This is a genomic window from Paraburkholderia sp. UCT70 (genome assembly GCF_050434085.1).
GTDB classification, from domain to species: domain Bacteria; phylum Pseudomonadota; class Gammaproteobacteria; order Burkholderiales; family Burkholderiaceae; genus Paraburkholderia; species Paraburkholderia tuberum.
Genome location: NZ_JBNPVZ010000004.1, coordinates 3,692,399 through 3,708,740 on the forward strand (window position 1 = coordinate 3,692,399; position 16,342 = coordinate 3,708,740).

Annotated in this window: 15 protein-coding genes; 10 read left to right on the plus strand and 5 right to left on the minus strand. The window is 63.8% G+C overall.

Going from position 1 to position 16,342, the window contains the following annotated elements:
* Positions 1-85 precede the first annotated feature (85 nt).
* Complete coding sequence (locus OKW41_RS42770) at positions 86-481, minus strand: acyl-CoA thioesterase (RefSeq protein WP_090803024.1); 396 nt, start codon at positions 479-481, stop codon at positions 86-88.
* Between the two features lie 206 nt (positions 482-687).
* On the opposite strand from OKW41_RS42770, the gene OKW41_RS42775 reads away from it, so the two are divergent.
* Positions 688-2,586, plus strand: coding sequence for an ABCB family ABC transporter ATP-binding protein/permease (locus OKW41_RS42775; RefSeq protein ID WP_429576151.1), 1,899 nt, complete (start codon positions 688-690; stop codon positions 2,584-2,586).
* Between the two features lie 3 nt (positions 2,587-2,589).
* Here OKW41_RS42775 and murU read toward each other — a convergent pair whose 3' ends face one another.
* Complete coding sequence (gene murU, locus OKW41_RS42780; RefSeq protein ID WP_429576152.1) at positions 2,590-3,303, minus strand: N-acetylmuramate alpha-1-phosphate uridylyltransferase MurU; 714 nt, start codon at positions 3,301-3,303, stop codon at positions 2,590-2,592.
* 3 nt (positions 3,304-3,306) lie between these two features.
* Complete coding sequence (locus OKW41_RS42785) at positions 3,307-4,374, minus strand: aminoglycoside phosphotransferase family protein (RefSeq protein WP_429453201.1); 1,068 nt, start codon at positions 4,372-4,374, stop codon at positions 3,307-3,309.
* A gap of 224 nt (positions 4,375-4,598) precedes the next feature.
* On the opposite strand from OKW41_RS42785, the gene OKW41_RS42790 reads away from it, so the two are divergent.
* The 4 genes from OKW41_RS42790 to rsmA all read left to right on the plus strand — a co-directional run bounded on the left by OKW41_RS42790 (position 4,599) and on the right by rsmA (position 10,376).
* A complete protein-coding gene (locus tag OKW41_RS42790; protein WP_429576153.1) occupies positions 4,599-6,971 on the plus strand; it encodes an LPS-assembly protein LptD in 2,373 nt (790 codons plus the stop codon).
* Positions 6,972-7,036: 65 nt separating this feature from the next.
* A complete protein-coding gene (locus OKW41_RS42795; protein WP_429453197.1) occupies positions 7,037-8,401 on the plus strand; it encodes a peptidylprolyl isomerase in 1,365 nt (454 codons plus the stop codon).
* A gap of 13 nt (positions 8,402-8,414) precedes the next feature.
* Positions 8,415-9,425: a 4-hydroxythreonine-4-phosphate dehydrogenase PdxA gene (gene pdxA / locus OKW41_RS42800; protein WP_429576154.1), complete on the plus strand. Its 1,011-nt coding sequence runs from the start codon at positions 8,415-8,417 to the stop codon at positions 9,423-9,425.
* A 108-nt stretch (positions 9,426-9,533) separates the two neighbouring features.
* Complete coding sequence (gene rsmA, locus OKW41_RS42805) at positions 9,534-10,376, plus strand: 16S rRNA (adenine(1518)-N(6)/adenine(1519)-N(6))-dimethyltransferase RsmA (RefSeq protein ID WP_184034614.1); 843 nt, start codon at positions 9,534-9,536, stop codon at positions 10,374-10,376.
* 42 nt (positions 10,377-10,418) lie between these two features.
* Here the strand turns inward: rsmA and OKW41_RS42810 are convergent, their stop codons facing one another.
* Together OKW41_RS42810 and gloA are read right to left on the minus strand one after the other, a co-directional pair.
* Positions 10,419-11,366 carry a DMT family transporter gene (locus OKW41_RS42810; RefSeq protein WP_429576155.1) on the minus strand — a complete coding sequence of 316 codons (948 nt, stop codon included), beginning with the start codon at positions 11,364-11,366 and terminating at the stop codon, positions 10,419-10,421.
* 354 nt (positions 11,367-11,720) lie between these two features.
* Positions 11,721-12,116, minus strand: coding sequence for a lactoylglutathione lyase (gene gloA / locus OKW41_RS42815; protein WP_018419422.1), 396 nt, complete (start codon positions 12,114-12,116; stop codon positions 11,721-11,723).
* Between the two features lie 351 nt (positions 12,117-12,467).
* Between gloA and OKW41_RS42820 the strand changes: the two genes are divergently transcribed.
* The 5 genes from OKW41_RS42820 to OKW41_RS42840 all read left to right on the plus strand — a co-directional run bounded on the left by OKW41_RS42820 (position 12,468) and on the right by OKW41_RS42840 (position 16,337).
* Positions 12,468-13,304 carry a transporter substrate-binding domain-containing protein gene (locus OKW41_RS42820; protein WP_429453192.1) on the plus strand — a complete coding sequence of 279 codons (837 nt, stop codon included), beginning with the start codon at positions 12,468-12,470 and terminating at the stop codon, positions 13,302-13,304.
* Positions 13,305-13,355: 51 nt separating this feature from the next.
* Entirely contained in the window at positions 13,356-14,072 is a 717-nt protein-coding gene (locus tag OKW41_RS42825) for an amino acid ABC transporter permease (RefSeq protein WP_429576156.1), read from the plus strand.
* Between the two features lie 21 nt (positions 14,073-14,093).
* On the plus strand, positions 14,094-14,738 hold the full coding sequence (locus tag OKW41_RS42830; protein ID WP_429576157.1) for an amino acid ABC transporter permease: 645 nt from the start codon (positions 14,094-14,096) through the stop codon (positions 14,736-14,738).
* On the plus strand, positions 14,735-15,487 hold the full coding sequence (locus OKW41_RS42835; RefSeq protein WP_429453188.1) for an amino acid ABC transporter ATP-binding protein: 753 nt from the start codon (positions 14,735-14,737) through the stop codon (positions 15,485-15,487). Before OKW41_RS42830 ends, OKW41_RS42835 begins: the two co-directional genes overlap by 4 nt.
* Positions 15,488-15,587: 100 nt before the next feature.
* Positions 15,588-16,337 carry an IclR family transcriptional regulator gene (locus OKW41_RS42840; RefSeq protein ID WP_429576158.1) on the plus strand — a complete coding sequence of 250 codons (750 nt, stop codon included), beginning with the start codon at positions 15,588-15,590 and terminating at the stop codon, positions 16,335-16,337.
* Positions 16,338-16,342 lie beyond the last annotated feature (5 nt).

Sequence of the window (16,342 nt, forward strand, 5' to 3'; positions counted from 1 at the left end):
GCCTCATGCGCTGATCGGCTGAAACGGCTAGCGGGTGGCGCGGCGCGTGACGCGTGGAACCGCTAGCTTAAGCATCCTCGCCGGCTCAGTCCAGCGCGGGCAGCGCGCGCGGACGGCGGTCGCTGTCGGTGGCAACGTAGGTGAGGATCGCTTCCGTGACCTTGACGACTTCCTGCGAGAGCCTCAACCGCTGCGCGTAGACCTCGACCGACACTGTCACCGACGTATTGCCGGTCTTCACGATATCCGCGTAAAAGCTCAGCAGATCGCCGACGAACACCGGTTGCTTGAACAGGAAAGAATTAACCGCGATCGTCGCGACCCGCCCATTCGCGCGACGGCTTGCCGGAATCGAGCCGGCGATGTCGACCTGCGCCATGATCCAGCCGCCGAACACGTCGCCATGAATGTTCGCGTCCGATGGCTGCGGCATCACGCGCAGCGCGCACGGCTTGGACGGAAGTTGAAGAAGATCGGTCATCGGGACATCCTTGGGAAACGTGTTCGAGTGTATTGACGCACATTGACGCAATGGCTGGGCCAGTTCGACAGTAGGCCATGCAAAGCGCCGCCAACCGGCTTCTGCGACAATAGAAAGATCAGGAATTGTACGGGAAAGCACCCAGCGAAGCGCGCGAGCCGCGCGCCGCTGCGAACTCCGGCAGCTCCACACTCTCCCCACGATTTATGCGCCGCGCTCCTTCGTCCGAACCCTCGCCGATTTCCACCGCACCCCGCAACGACTGGCAAACGATCCTGTCGCTGCTGCCATACCTTGCCACCTACAAATGGCGAGTCGGCTTCGCGCTCAGCTGCCTGATCGGCGCGAAGGTCGCCAACCTCGGCGTGCCGATCGTGATGAAGCGCATCGTCGATAGCCTTGCATCGGTCCGGCATCTGACCGCGCTCGGCCGCGCGCAGGACGCGCCCGGCATCGTGCTGCTCGGCGGCGTCGGGTTGCTGGTGGTCGCGTATGCGGTGGTGCGGCTATCGACGTCGCTCTTCACCGAGCTGCGCGAAATGCTGTTTTCGAAAGTGACCGAAAGCGCGGTGCGCCAACTCGCGCTGAAGGTGTTCCGCCATCTGCACGGGCTGTCGCTGCGCTTTCATCTGGAGCGGCAGACGGGCGGCATGTCGCGCGATATCGAACGCGGCACGCGCGGCATCACGCAGCTGATTTCCTATTCGCTGTACAGCATCCTGCCGACGCTCGTCGAAGTCGGTCTCGTGCTCGGCTTTTTCGTCGTCAAATACGAGGCCTATTACGCGATCGTCACGTTCGTCGCGCTCGCGGTGTACATCGCGTTCACGGTGAAGGTCACCGAGTGGCGCACGCACTTTCGCCGCACGATGAACGAGCTCGATTCGAAGGCGAATTCGCGCGCGATCGACTCGCTCCTCAACTACGAGACCGTCAAGTACTTCGGCAACGAGGAGTGGGAAGCGAGCCGTTACGACGAAAACCTGAAGCGCTATCGCGCGGCGGCGATCAAGTCGCAGCGCTCGCTGTCGGCGCTGAACTTCGGGCAGCAGGCGATCATCGGCACGGGGCTCGTGTTCATCCTGTGGCGCGCGACCCAGGGCGTGATGGCCGGGCGTCTGACGCTCGGCGACCTGGTGCTGATCAACACGTTCATGCTGCAGCTGTATATTCCGTTGAATTTTCTCGGCGTGGTCTATCGCGAGCTGAAGCAGAGCCTGACCGACATGGACCGCATGTTCTCGCTGCTCGGCGCACCGCGGGAAGTGCCCGACGCGCCCAATGCGGTGGCTTTGCAAGTGAGCGGCGCGCAGGTGCGCTTCGACGACGTGAGCTTCGCGTACGAGCCTTCGCGGCAGATTCTGCACGGCGTGAGCTTCACGATCGCGGCCGGCACGACGACGGCGGTGGTCGGCCACAGCGGCTCGGGCAAATCGACGCTCGCGCGGCTGCTGTTCCGCTTCTACGATCTCGACCGCGCGACGGGCGGCGCGATCCGCATCGACGGGCAGGATATTCGCGACGTCACGCAGGATTCGCTGCGCGCGTCGATCGGCATCGTGCCGCAGGACACGGTGCTGTTCAACGACTCTATCTACTACAACATCGCGTACGGTCGGCCGTCGGCGACGCGCGACGAAGTGATCGCGGCGGCGCGCGCCGCGCATATCCACGAGTTCATCGAGAGTCTGCCGAAGGGCTACGACACGCCGGTCGGCGAGCGCGGGCTCAAGCTGTCCGGGGGCGAAAAGCAGCGCGTCGCGATCGCGCGGACCATACTCAAGAATCCGCCGATCCTGTTGTTCGACGAAGCGACGTCCGCGCTCGATTCACGCTCCGAGCGCGCGATCCAGCATGAGCTCGACCTGATCGCGCGCGAACGCACGACGCTGATCATCGCGCACCGGCTGTCGACGGTCGTGCACGCGCAGCAGATCATCGTGATGGACAAAGGGCGCATCGTCGAGCGCGGCACGCACGCGGAGCTGTTGCGCGCGAACGGTTTGTTCGCGCAGATGTGGGCGCTGCAGCAGCGCGCCGCGCAGACCACGGATGCGGTGGAAAGAGCGGAAGCAGTCGGGGCAGGTGAGAGCCCGGCGAAGTAAAGCTCAGCGCGCCCGCAGCAACCGATCGAGCGCTTCCAGCTGCGCCTGGGTGCCGATGTTCTCCCACAAGCCTTCGTACAGCTCGCCGCTCGCGAGCCCACGCGCGATGGTCCCGCGGTAATACGGGCTCAGCGCGCGCCGGGTGCCACGCGGCAGATCGCGGAACATGCGCGTGTCGTACAGCCCGAAACTGCCGAACGTGAGGCGCGGCTGCGCATCGAGCGACAGCACGCCGTCGACGAGACCAAAGTCGCCGTTCGGGTGAAACGCAGGATTCGGCACCATCACCAGATGCATGCCGGGCACGGGCAGCGCCTTCAGCCGGCCGGCGTGCGCGTGCAGCGCGGCGTAGTCGTAATCGGTGTACACGTCGCCGGCCACCCCGACGAACAACTGATCCGCGCCGTCGTCGGTCAGTAGCGGCAGCGCCTGCGCGATGCCGCCCGCGGTCTCCAGCGCCTCGTGCTCGGGCGAGTAGCGCAGCTCGACCTGCCAGCGCGAACCGTCGCCGAGCGCGGCTTCGAGCTGCGCGCCGAGCCACGCATGATTGATCACGATGCTACGGATGCCGGCCCGCGCGAGCCGTTCGATCTGCCATACGATCAGCGGCTTGCCGCCCACTTCGAGCAAGGGCTTCGGGCACGCGTCGGTCAACGGACGCATGCGCTCGCCGCGGCCCGCGGCGAAAATCATCGCTTTCTTTACGGACATCGTCATCGGTCAGAAGGTGTAGCCGATTTCCTGCGCGCGGCCGTCGAGGTCGTCGAGCAGTTTCGCGAACCCGCGCAGCGGCGCGTAACGCTCCGCCACCTTGCGTGCATAGCCGATGAAGCGCGGCAGGTCGTTCATGTAATGCGCCTTGCCGTCGCGGTAGTTGATGCGGCAGAACAGGCCGAGCACCTTGATGTGCCGCTGCAGCCCCATCCATTCGAGCTGGCGGTAAAACTCGCCGAAATCGGCATCGACCGGCAGGCCGGCTTTTTTGGCGCGCTCCCAGTAGTACGCGAAGCAGTCGAGCTCGAACTCCTCGTCCCAGCTGAGGAACGCGTCGCGCAGCAGCGACACGACGTCGTACGTGATCGGCCCGTACACCGCGTCCTGGAAGTCGAGCACGCCTGGGTTCGGCTCGGCGATCATCAGATTGCGCGGCATGAAATCTCGCAGCATGAAGCTTTGCGGCTGCGCGCGTGCGCTCGCGATCAGCAGCGCGAACGTGCGATCGAGCAGCGCGCGCGTAGCGGCATCGACCTCGCGGCCAAGGTGCCGGCCGATGAACCACTCGGGCATCAGCTCCAGCTCGCGGTGCAGGAACGCTTCGTCGAACGGCGGCAGCACGTCTTCGCGCGAGCTGAGCTGCCAGCGGATCAGCGCGTCGAGCGCGTCGCGCATCAGCGCGCGAGCCGCGCGCGTGTCGCCCGCGGCCTGCGCGTCGGTCAGCGCGCCCAGATACGACGCGGTGCCGAGATCGGTGACGAGCATGAAGCCCGCGTCGAAGTCGACCTCGAGCACGCGTGGCACGTGCACGCCGGCGGCGGCGAGCAATTGCGCGATCTGTGCGAATTCGCGGCATTTTTCGGGCGGCGGCGCGTCGACGGCGATCAGCGTGGCCGCGCCATTGCCTTGCGCCGCCTTACCGGCGAGCCGGAAATAACGGCGGAAACTGGCGTCGGACGAGGCCGGAACGAGGGTGTCGGGCTCGAGCGCATGGCGCGCCGCGTGGCCTTGCAGCCAGGCCTTGAGCAGGGAGAGACGGGTGTCGGTGAAATCTTGGGTGGAAGGCAGCGTCATGAAAAGCGGCGGCAAATTCTTGGGGACAACGTCTTGCCATATAATACCCCACGACTTTTTTGACGCGACTCACACGCCAGCTTTCGCGTGCTCCGTTTTACCGCCCGCCTTATCACTCGGCAAATTGGGAATCCAGACGTGCAGCCGACTCTAACGGTCGCGGTGTGCAGGCGGTGGATCGTGACGACGGAAGCTTGCGCACGGGTCGACTCGCCAAACGATACATGCCGCCCAGACAGCTTTCCGATACCACTCCTTCCTGTGCAGTAGTGCCGCGCAAAAGGCGGCTCGTCGCGGCGCTGATCGCCGTTCCGGGCCTGATGCCCGCGCTTGCGCACGCCCAGCTGGTGGGGGAAGCTGCGCAACCGCAGGCGGTCTACCCGCCGTGGGGCATGCAGCTTGCGCCGCAGCTCGAGGATCATCCGTTGCAAACGGGCCAGCGGCCGGCCACCTTCGTGCTCGGCGACCACGCGAGCGGCACGATCGACCAGGATCTGGCCGCCAAGGGCTCGGCGGAAGTGCGGCACAACACGTCCGTGATCAAGGCCGACGACCTGCACTACGATCAGGACACGGACATGGCCGATGCGTACGGCAATGTCCACGTGATCAATACCGGCAATACCTTCATCGGACCCGAAGCGCATCTGCGCGTCGATTCGACCGAAGGCTTCATGACCGCGCCGAAATACCACTTCACGCTGACGGGCGGCTCGGGCAGCGCGCAGCGCGTCGACCTGCTCGACGCGGAGCGCTCCGTGTTCACGAAGGGCACCTACACGGCGTGCGCGTGCACGGACAATCCGGCCTGGTACATCAAGGGCAGCGAATTCGATTTCGACACCGGCGCCGACGAAGGCGTCGCCTACAACAGCGTGCTGTTCTTCCAGGGCGTGCCGGTGTTCGCCTCGCCGTGGCTGTCGTTCCCGCTGTCGGGCGATCGGCGCAGCGGCCTGTTGCCGCCCACGTTCTCGCTGAGCTCGACGAACGGTTTCGAGCTGTCGGTACCGTATTACTTCAACATCGCGCCGAATCGCGATCTGACGGTCACGCCGCGTCTGATCTCGAAGCGCGGTGTGCAGTTGCAGAGCACGTTCCGCTATTTGTCGCCGACGTATTCCGGGTCGATCACCGGTGAATTTCTGCCCGACGATCGCCTGACGAAGACCAACCGCTACGCGCTGTACATCCAGCACAACCAGAATTTCGGTAACGGCTTCGGCGGCTACATCTATTACAACAAGGTTTCGGACAACACCTATCCGGAAGACCTGTCGTCGTCGGTCAACCAGTTCATGAACGGCACCCAGCTCCTGTATCAGCAGGAAGCCGGGTTGACCTACAACAACGGACCGTGGTCCGTGCTCGCGCGTGAGCAGCACTGGCAGACGCTGGAGCCGTCGGTCGCGCCGTACGGCCGCGAGCCGCAGTTGAACGTCAAGTACGCGAAGTACAACATCGGCGGCTTCGATTTCGGCGCCGAAGCCGACTACACGAACTTCCGCATCACCACCGCGGATCTGAGCGAAGGCCAGCGGGTACTGTTCAATCCGTACCTGTCGTATTCGGTGGTGGGGCCGGGCTACTTCGTCACGCCGAAGGTGCAGTGGCACTTTGCGTCGTACAACCTGAACAACATCGGCACCGATCTGGCGAACGTGCCCGGGGCGCAGAAGAATTTCACCGAGTCGATTCCGACCTTCACGTTCGACACGGGACTGACGTTCGAGCGCTCGGTGCGCATTTTCGGCGCGGACTATATCCAGACGCTGGAGCCGCGCCTCTACTACGTGTACACGCCGTACCGCAACCAGAACAACGCGCCGCTGTTCGATACCGCCGAATCCGACTTCGGTCTCGCGGAAATCTTCACGCCGAATACGTTCGTCGGTAACGACCGGATCGCCGACGCGAACCGCCTGACCGCCGGTCTCACCACGCGCTTCATCAACCCGTCCACTGGCGACGAGCGCGCGCGCTTCGTGATCGCGCAGCAGTATTACTTCCGGGATCAGCGCGTCACGCTGACGCCGACCCAGACCAGTACCCAGGCCACGCACTCGGACCTGATCGCGGGCGCGTCGATCAAGCTGGGCGCCGGTTTCGCTTCGGAAACGGCGTTCCAATATAATGCGGACAATAACCAGCTCACGAAGACGAGTGTCGGCTTCGGGTTCAGTCCGGAGAGCGGCAAGGTCATCAACGTCGCGTACCGCTACACGCGCGCCAACACCACGCTCGACAACCAGCCGATCAATCAGGTGCTGATTTCGGGCCAATGGCCGCTGACGCACCGGATGTACGGTGTCGGCCGGTTCAACTACGACCTGGGTGGCCACCGTGTCGTCGACGGCCTGGTCGGCCTGCAATACGACGCGGACTGCTGGACGCTCGGCGCCGGCATCCAGCGCTACGCGAACGGCCTGAACTCGTCGGGACAGAATCAGTCGAGCACACGGTTTCTGGCGCAGTTGACGTTCAAGGGCTTGTCGAGCGTCGACAACGGGCTGATGACCGCGTTCCGCAGCAGTGTGGCTGGCTACATGCCGTTGCCGCCACCGCCACCGCCGGAGTCGCGGTTCACCAACTACGAATGACGGTCGCCCGGTCATTCACGGCTTGCGAAAAGACGGGCGAAGCGCCCGACATCATTGGAGTATCTGTGGCAATCATGAAACAGCTTCGCTTGGCAATACTCGCGGCGGGTCTCGTCGCCGCGGCGTCCTTCGTTCCAGTCGCGTCGGTACAGGCGCAGGCATTGGCCGGCAATAGCGGCCAGACGGTGGACACCATCGCCGCAGTGGTCAACAACGGTGTCATCACGCAGCGCGAGCTCGACGAGCGGGTCGGTCTGATCGCGCACCGGCTGAACCAGCAGAACGCTCCGGTGCCGCCGACGGACCAGTTGCGCCAGCAGGTGCTCACGCAGATGGTGCTGGAGCGCATCCAGCTGCAGAAGGCCAAGGAAGACGGCATCACCATCGACGACGCGGCCGTGCAGCGCACGCTCGAGCGTCTCGCGCAGGCGAACAACATGTCGCTCGCCATGTACCGCGCGCGCATCGAAGCGCAAGGAGTGCCCTGGACCACCTTCTCGAGCGACGCGCGCACGGAGCTGACGCTGTCGCGTCTGCGCGAAAAGGAAGTGGACAGCAAGATCACGGTGACGGACGCCGAGGTCGCGAACTATATCGCCAGCCAGCGCGGCCCGGGCGCTGGCCAGACGAACGACCTGCACGTCCAGCACATTTTCGTGAAGGCGCCGCTGAACGCGTCCGAGACCGACATCGAGGCGGCGCAGAAGAAGGCCGAGGGTTTGCTCGCCGAAGCGAAGGGCGGCGCGGATTTCGAAAAGCTCGCGAAAGCCAATTCGCAGGCGCCGGACGCGTCGAAGAACGGCGGCGATCTCGGCTTCCTCGCGCCGTCGAAGCTGCCGCCCGAGTTCGTGAAGGCCGCGTCGGCACTGCGTCCGGGTGAGATCAATCCGGATTTGATCCGCACCAACGACGGCTTCGAGATCGTGCGTCTGGTCGAGCGCCGTGCCGGCCAGGGCACCAGCGCGGAGGCGCCGAAGCTCGTGCAGACGCACGTGCGCCATATTCTGCTGCGCGTCGGCGACGGTCTGTCCGAACCGCAGGCACGCCAGAAGCTGCTCGACATCCGCAACCAGATCGCCGCCGGCGGCGACTTCGCGAAGTTCGCGCGCACCTACTCGCAGGACGGCTCGTCGTCGCAAGGCGGTGACCTCGGCTGGGTCAGCCCGGGCGAGACGGTGCCCGAGTTCGAGCGCGCAATGAACTCGCTGCAGGACGGTCAGATCAGCGACCCGGTGCGCAGCGAATACGGCTACCACCTGATTCAGGTGCTCGGCCGCCGCGATGCGGAAGGCTCGATTGCGCAGCAGATGGATCTCGCGCGTCAGGCCATCGGCCAGCGCAAGGCGGAACAGGCGTATGCCGACTGGCTGCGCGAGCTGCGCGATACCGCGTACGTCGAAGTGAAGCCGGCCACGGCGAACGTGCAATAACAGAGCCAATGCGATGACGAGCGCTGCCCAGCCCACCCACCGCCCGCTGCAGATCGCGATCACGACCGGCGAACCCGCCGGCGTCGGTCCCGAGCTGACCGCGCAGGCGCTGGCCGGCGCGGCGGCGCACTGGCCTCACGCGCAGTTCACCGTGCTCGGTGATGCGCAACTGCTCGCTGAGCGCGCGCGCGCGGTCGGCGTCGATTGGGCGGCGCTGCTCGCGCCAGGCCCGCGCGTGCGGCTCGAACATCACTCGCTTGGCGCACCAGCGCAGGCAGGCAAGCTCGACGCCGCGAACGGCCGCTATGTGCTCGATCTGCTCGATGCGGCGATCGACGGCGCGGTGGCCGGCAGGTTCGACGCGATCGTCACCGCGCCGCTGCAAAAAAGCACGATCAACGACGCCGGTGTGCCGTTTACCGGCCACACCGAATATCTGGCCGAGCGCACCCATACTCCGCGCGTCGTGATGATGCTCGCGGGCACCGGCAAGCGGCCGCTGCGCGTCGCGCTTGCGACCACGCATCTGCCGCTGAAGGACGTGTCGGCGGCTTTGACGATCGAAAGCCTCGTTGCAACGCTGCGCATCATCGATCACGACCTGCGTCACCACTTCGGTTTGCCCGCGCCGCGCATCCTCGTGACGGGGCTCAATCCGCACGCTGGCGAAAACGGCTATCTGGGCCGGGAGGAAATCGACGTGATCATGCCGGCGTTGCGGCAGGTGAACGGCGAGGGCGTCGACGCGCGCGGTCCGTATCCGGCCGACACGCTGTTCCAGCCGCGTTATCTCGACGAAGCCGACTGCGTGCTCGCGATGTTCCACGACCAGGGCCTGCCGGTGCTGAAATTCGCGACGTTCGGCGAAGGGATCAACGTGACGCTCGGCCTGCCGATCATCCGCACGTCGGTCGATCACGGCACCGCGCTCGATCTGGCCGGCACCGGCCGCGCCGACGCGGGTAGCCTGATGGCCGCCATCGACACGGCGGTGTCGATGGCGCAGCATCGTCGCGCGGGCTGAGGCGCGAGTAGCGTGGGCGGTCGCGGTGCTCGTGACGCGCCGCGTGGCGTCGTGTTTCCACCGTGACGTCTTTCATTCTCAAGCAGTTTTCTTTCTAGCGTTTCTCCGATGTCCACCAGCAGACAGCAAGGCCGGCACCAGGGCCATCTCGCGCGCAAGCGTTTCGGTCAGAACTTCCTGGTCGACATGGGCGTGATCGATTCGATCGTCGACGTGATCCGGCCGCAGCGCGGCGAGCGCATGGTCGAGATCGGGCCGGGCCTCGGCGCCCTGACCGAGCCGCTGATCGAGCGGCTCGCGACGCCCGAGACGCCGCTGCACGCGGTCGAACTCGACCGCGATCTGATCGGCCGTCTGAAGACGAAGTTCGGCAACCTGCTCGAACTGCACGCGGGCGACGCGCTCGAGTTCGACTTCGGCTCGCTCGCGGCACCGGGCGACAAGGCGTCGCTGCGCATCGTCGGCAATCTGCCGTACAACATTTCGAGCCCGCTGCTGTTTCATCTGGCGACGTTCGCGGAGCGCGTGATCGATCAGCACTTCATGCTGCAGAACGAGGTGGTCGAGCGGATGGTGGCGGAGCCGGGCACGAAGGCGTTCAGTCGCCTGTCGGTGATGCTGCAGTACCGCTACGTGATCGACAAGCAGCTCGACGTGCCGCCCGAGTCGTTCCAGCCGCCACCGAAAGTCGATTCGGCGATCGTGCGGATGATTCCGTACGAGCGGCACGAACTGCCGGTGGTCGACGAAAGCGTGCTCGGCGGGGTGGTGACGGCGGCGTTCTCGCAGCGTCGCAAGATGTTGCGCAACACGCTTGCCGCGCTGCGCGACACCGTCGATTTCGACGCGCTCGGCTTCGATCTGCAACGCCGCGCGGAGGACGTGCCGGTCGCCGAATACGTGAGTGTGGCGCAGGCGGTGGCGGCGCGCTCGGCCGCTGCGCCGGAATAGACTCGACGCTCGACGGCGGCAGGGCGCCGCCGTCGAGCCCGCTTACCGTTTCGCCGGCGCGTTGACGAGCGCGATGCCGGTCAGCACCAGCAGCGCGGCGATCAGAAAGCGCGCGCTGAACGACTCGCCGAGCAGCAGCACGCCGAAGGTGACGCCGAACAGCGGCGTCAGAAACGAAAACACCGACAGCCTCGACGCGATGTAACGCGTCAACAGCCAGAACCACAACAGATAGCTGACGAACGCGACGATCACAGCTTGATACGCGAGGCTTGCGAGCGCGAGCGGCGTCACGCTTTCCACGCGCACCTCGCCGAGCCCCAGCGCCAGCGCGAGCAGCACCACCGCCGACACAGTCAGCTGATAGAACAGCGTCTTGCTCGCGCTCGTCCGCGCGAGCCGCGAGCCGCGCACGATCACCGTGGTCGCGGCCCACGCGATGCCGCCGAGCACGCCGAGCGCATCGCCGGCCGCGCCCGCGAACGTCGAGCCGTTTGCCGCGCTTGCAGCCGTGCCCGCGTCCGTGTGCAGGAAGCCGTCCGCGAACGCGAGCGCCATCCCCGCGAACGCGACGACAATGCCGAGCCACTGGATGCGCCGCATGCGTTCGCCATCGACGAACCAGTGCAGGCCGAGTGCCGTGAAACACGGCGCCGTGTACAGAAAGACCGCCATGCGTGACGCGCTCGTCAGCGTCAGGCCGAGAAAGATGCAGACGAACTCGGCCGCGAAAAGCACGCCCGCGAGCAGGCCCGCGCCGAGCGTGCCGTCATCGCGAAAGAGCGGCGTGCCGCGCGAGCGTGCCCATGCCCACACGAGCAGCGCCGCGATCGTCGAGCGCAGTCCCGCCTGAAAGACCGGCGGCACCGCCGCATTGGTGGTCTTGATCGCGACTTGCTGCAGCCCCCAGATTGCGCACAGGCCGATCATCAACAGGATCGCGAAGCTATCCGGGGCGCGGCGCGCGGGCAAGGCGGTGGTCGTGCTCATGGCGGTGGGTGAAGAGGTGGAGAGTGCACGGCGAGCCGGTCGGTCCGGTGCGCGGCGAAGGCCATACGATAGCAAACCTGCCTGCGCGAGCCGAAGCCCTGTCTTCTGTGAGCGTGCGCCGAGCCGTAGGGATGTCGGTGGGCGCGCTCGGATGCCGGTCGTTGATGCGTCTGAGTTGCCTGATTTTCTTGCGGGCAACGCCGAGCGTCAGTCGTCGGCGTTTTTTAATGGTGTCGGCACGAGGCAAGATTGCCGGGCGAATTCGCCCGGCGTCAATTCGCCGGGTGCAACGTGAAGCCGGGCTGTGTTTTCATCGTTCTGGCTGCCAGCGCGACTCGTGCCCGCCACCGGACGTCAGTCGACTCGCCCCTTCTTCTGTATCAACTCGATCTTGTACCCGTCCGGATCGGCGACGAAGGCGATGACAGTCGTGCCGTGTTTCATGGGCCCAGCTTCGCGTGTAACGACACCGCCGCGTTTCTTCACTTCTTCGCATGCCGCATAGGCGTCGTCGACTTCAAGGGCGATGTGACCGTAGCCGGTTCCGAGGTCGTACTTGCTCGTGTCCCAGTTGTATGTCAGTTCGATCGCCGCGCCTTCGGACTCGTCCTCGTAACCGACGAATGCGAGGGTGAACTTCCCGTCCGGGTAGTCGTTCTTTCGAAGCAGGCGCATTCCTAGAACTTCGGTGTAGAACCGGATCGATGCGTCCAGATCACCGACTCGAAGCATAGTATGCAAGATTCGCATGAGGACTCCTTTGATAGTTTGTGGATAAATGCGTCGACCTGCGGCAATTGTAAATGATTGCCGTATAGCTTGAGCCCGAAGCCGCGCCGCCCGCCCGGCCCACCGCGGACTCGATGCGCCTCGTGGAATTCGATCCGACTTATTTGAACAAAAAAGTATAGGCAATAAGGGTTTGTGTGCGGTTGCCGGTTTGATATTAGTGTCCAACACTCAGCATCAATCCGGTTTGTCAGATAGCAGTCTGATATATCGGACAATCGATGCGTGACCCGGCGATTCGTTGAGCGTGCACACAGGCGCTGAAGCCGATTCGTCCGCTCCGGACCACTCTTCTCCGCTTAGGACCCTGCCATGAAGCTTGCCAAACGAGGCGCCCAAGCCGCCTTTCTGTTCGCTGTTGCTGGATTGCTCGCAATCACCGGCTGCACCAAGGTTGCCACGCCAGGGCAGAGCGCGGCGGCATCCCCCTCGACGCTTCAGGCCGTGCTGCAGCGAGGCACGCTGCGCGTCGGCGACTGCCTGACGTTCGCGCCGTTCGGGTTCTATAACAAGGACGGCCAACCAGACGGCTATGACGTGGATCTCGCGAAGGAACTCGCGAAGCAGATGGGCGTGAAGCTCGAGGTCGTGAATACGACGAGCGCGAATCGGATTCCGAATCTGCAGACCAGCAAAGTGGATGTCGTGTTCTGCAACTTCACGCGTAATCTGGAGCGCGCGAAGGTAATCGAATTCACGACCCCCTACGTGGTTGCCAGCGAAGCACTGCTGGTCAGAAAAAATAGTGGCGTTCAGTCGATCAAGGACATGGGCGGTCGCACGATTGCGACGGTCAAGGGCTCGACCAATGGCGACGAAGTGCGCTCGCTGAATATCCCGATCAAGATCCAGGAATACGACAGCTCGCAGGCTGCGATTCTTGCCGTCAAGCAGGGGCAGGCCGACGCGATGATCGAGGACAACAACTTTCTCGCGTATCAGGCCAAGCTCGATCCTGAACTTGCCGTCACGAACGAAGCGCTGGTCCCGCTCGAATACAACGCGTTCGGTGTCAAGGCCGGCGATCAGGAATGGCTCACCTACCTGAATCTGTTCCTCTTCAACGTCAATGCGTCGAAGCTCAACGCGCAGCTCTACAACAAGTGGTTCGGCACCGATCCGCGCTACCCGCTCAATCCGCAGTTTTGAGGAGCGGGAGATGCCGATATCCATTGAAACCCGAACGATGCGGAGGGTGAGATGAGTTACGAGTGGCTCACTCTGTGGGGCTACGTGCCCGAGTTTTTGAGCGCGAGCTGGCTAACGTTGCAAGTGACCGTGCTGGCATTCGTACTGGCGCTAGTCCTCGGTTTGTTGACCGCGCTTGCCAGCGCTTCTCCGCTCGCGCCATTTCGGTTGATTGCTCGTGGCTACGTTGAAATCATCCGCAACACGCCTGTTCTCCTGCAGATTTTCATCGTTTTCTTCGGTCTGCCGTCGGCGGGTATTTCGCTCGACGCATACTGGGCGGGCGTCATTGCGCTCGGCGTCAACGTCGGTGCTTATCTATCGGAAGTGTTCCGCGCCGGCATACAGTCGGTGCCGCGCGGCCAACTCGAGGCCGCCGGCATTCTCGGTCTCGAACGCGCGCAGATCTTCGTCGAGGTCGTGCTACCGCAGGCGACGCGCGCGGTCTATCCGGCCATCGTCAACTACCTGATCCAGTTGCTGCTCGGTACGTCGCTGCTGTCCGCCATTGCGTTGCCGGAGTTGACCGGCACTGCGACCGTGATCAACTCGCGGACGCTTCTCTACCTTCAGACGTTCAGCGTGACGCTCGTCGCGTATCTCGTGCTCAGTAACGTACTGTCCTGGCTTGCGGACCAGCTCGGAGCGCGGATCTTTCATCCTCCCCTCGTCATGCCGGCGCGCACCGGTTTCGGGACCGGCATTATGCGCCGGACGAAACGGGCCTGATTCCCGGATTGGAGTTGGATCATGTCAGTCGAATTGCTGAAAACCAGTTTCTCAATCCTGCTGCAGGGTCTGGCGACGACGCTGTTGCTTTCCATTGCGTCCATCGTGGGCAGCACGCTGATCGGCCTTTTCGCCGCCGTCTTGCGGTCGTTCGGACCGTGGGGCACAGCCCGCATTGCCAGACTCTATACGGAGCTGTTTCGCGGCACGCCGGTACTCATCACGCTGATGTTCATCTATTTCGGCGTGTCGTACTTCGGTTACGCGATCGACGTCTTCGCAGCCGGCGTCATCGGCTTGAGCGTCTATCAGGGCGCCTACATCGCCGAAATCTTCCGCTCAGGGATCGAGGCGGTACCCAAAAGTCAATGGGAGGTATCTCAGATCCTCGGCCTCACGCGGGCTCAATCGTTCTCGTTCGTCGTGCTGCCTCAGACGGGAAAGATCGTGTTGCCGCCTCTCGTCGGTCAGTATCTGTCGCTCATCAAGGACACGTCGATCGTCAGCATGATCGGAATGTCCGAGTTGATGCATGGTGGCCAGGCCATCGTCGACCGGGTCGGAAAGCCCGTGGAAATCTACGGACTCGTCGCCCTCATTTACTTCGCCGTGTGCTTCCCGCTCTCGCAATGGGTGCGCCATCATGACCGCAGGAGATTGTCGTGAGTAACCAAAGCCAAACCAGACCCATCATTTCACTGACGGGCGTCAGCAAAGCATTCGGTTCGACTCGGGTGTTGAACGAAATCAATCTCGAGGTTCGCTCGGGTGAGGTGCTGGTGCTCATTGGCGCGTCCGGCTCGGGTAAGAGCACCGTCTTGCGAATCATGGCGGGATTGGAGACCACCGATTCCGGCGAGGTCTGGGTCAACGATGTGCCCATGCATGATCCGCGCCGAGCGCGAGAGATTCGTGGCCATGTCGGCATGGTCTTCCAGCAGTTCAATCTGTTTCCTCACAAGACCGCGCTCGGCAATGTCACGCTCGCGCTTATCAAGGCACGCCGCATGAGTCTGGACGACGCGCGCAAGCGCGCCATGGACACACTCGACCGCGTCGGGCTCGCGGACCGCGCGGCACACTATCCAAGCCAGTTGTCGGGCGGTCAGCAGCAACGCGTGGCGATTGCGCGAGCGCTCGCGGTCGAGCCCGGCATCATGTTCTTCGACGAGGCGACGTCCGCGCTGGATCCGGAGCTGGTCGGCGAGGTCACCGAGGTGATGCGTGGGCTCGCGCGCGACGGCATGACGATGGTCGTCGTCACGCATGAAATGGGCTTTGCCCGCAAGACCGCCGACCGCGTGGTCTTCATGGACAAGGGCGTCATCGCCGAGCAGGGCGATCCGGAACAGATCTTCGTCAATCCCGCGAACGAACGCACGCGGCAATTTCTGCACAGAGTACTCGACCATTGATCTGTCGTGGCCTGAAAGTCGCTTTCGCGGGTCTGCCGCGCGATAAACTCACGTCGCTTGAAAGACAACCGCTCGGATGAACGCTTTACGGAGTGAACGCATGGCTGTAACAGAATCGTCTCGGGCGAGAGGCGTGGATCGCGTCATCGCGATGTTCCGGCAATTGCACGTCGCCCAACGCCCGCTGACCATGCGCGAATTAATCGAGGCGACCGGCGCGCCGCGTTCGAGCATTTACGAGCTGGTCGCGATTCTCGCGGAAGTGGGCTGGCTCGAGACGGCCGCGGATGGGAGCGTGTTCTTCGGGCGCGAGATGCACTACTACGGGTCCGACTATGCAACGCACAACGATCTGATTAGCCGCGCGCATCAATCCATTCTGGCATTGGTACGGAAGTACGATGAGACCACGCAGCTGTGCATGCTGGAAGGCAACAAGTACACGGTCGTTTTATCCGAGAACAGTGCCCGGCCATTCAACATCAGTTCGGACATCGGCGTGAGAGTGCCGATTCCGTGGACCGCCACGGGACGTCTGCTGCTAGGTCACCTGAATGCCGACGAGATTCGCGCGCTCATTCCGGCCGAAGATTTCATCCTCGACAACGGGGTGAATATCGAATTCGACGATTTCCTGAACGACGTGCAGGCCGCAAAAGAACGAGGCTACTGCTGCACCGAAGGACTCTCGAATGCGTTCAGGCTTTGTATGGCAGCGCCGATTCGCGACCGTGCGGGACTGCCAATCGCGGCGCTGTGTTTCATGACCGGCCGCGACACGAGCCCGGACAGGCGCGGCGTGATGCTCGACGATCTGTTGCAGTCCGCGAAAGCGCTCTCGCATAGATAGCGCCC

Bases quoted from the DNA above. Each gene is read 5' to 3' on its own strand.
- OKW41_RS42770 (WP_090803024.1), bottom strand. From the start codon at position 481: ATGACCGATCTTCTTCAACTTCCGTCCAAGCCGTGCGCGCTGCGCGTG.
- OKW41_RS42775 (WP_429576151.1), top strand. From the start codon at position 688: ATGCGCCGCGCTCCTTCGTCCGAACCCTCGCCGATTTCCACCGCACCC.
- murU (WP_429576152.1), bottom strand. From the start codon at position 3,303: ATGACGATGTCCGTAAAGAAAGCGATGATTTTCGCCGCGGGCCGCGGC.
- OKW41_RS42785 (WP_429453201.1), bottom strand. From the start codon at position 4,374: ATGACGCTGCCTTCCACCCAAGATTTCACCGACACCCGTCTCTCCCTG.
- OKW41_RS42790 (WP_429576153.1), top strand. From the start codon at position 4,599: ATGCCGCCCAGACAGCTTTCCGATACCACTCCTTCCTGTGCAGTAGTG.
- pdxA (WP_429576154.1), top strand. From the start codon at position 8,415: ATGACGAGCGCTGCCCAGCCCACCCACCGCCCGCTGCAGATCGCGATC.
- rsmA (WP_184034614.1), top strand. From the start codon at position 9,534: ATGTCCACCAGCAGACAGCAAGGCCGGCACCAGGGCCATCTCGCGCGC.
- OKW41_RS42810 (WP_429576155.1), bottom strand. From the start codon at position 11,366: ATGAGCACGACCACCGCCTTGCCCGCGCGCCGCGCCCCGGATAGCTTC.
- gloA (WP_018419422.1), bottom strand. From the start codon at position 12,116: ATGCGAATCTTGCATACTATGCTTCGAGTCGGTGATCTGGACGCATCG.
- OKW41_RS42820 (WP_429453192.1), top strand. From the start codon at position 12,468: ATGAAGCTTGCCAAACGAGGCGCCCAAGCCGCCTTTCTGTTCGCTGTT.
- OKW41_RS42825 (WP_429576156.1), top strand. From the start codon at position 13,356: ATGAGTTACGAGTGGCTCACTCTGTGGGGCTACGTGCCCGAGTTTTTG.
- OKW41_RS42830 (WP_429576157.1), top strand. From the start codon at position 14,094: ATGTCAGTCGAATTGCTGAAAACCAGTTTCTCAATCCTGCTGCAGGGT.
- OKW41_RS42840 (WP_429576158.1), top strand. From the start codon at position 15,588: ATGGCTGTAACAGAATCGTCTCGGGCGAGAGGCGTGGATCGCGTCATC.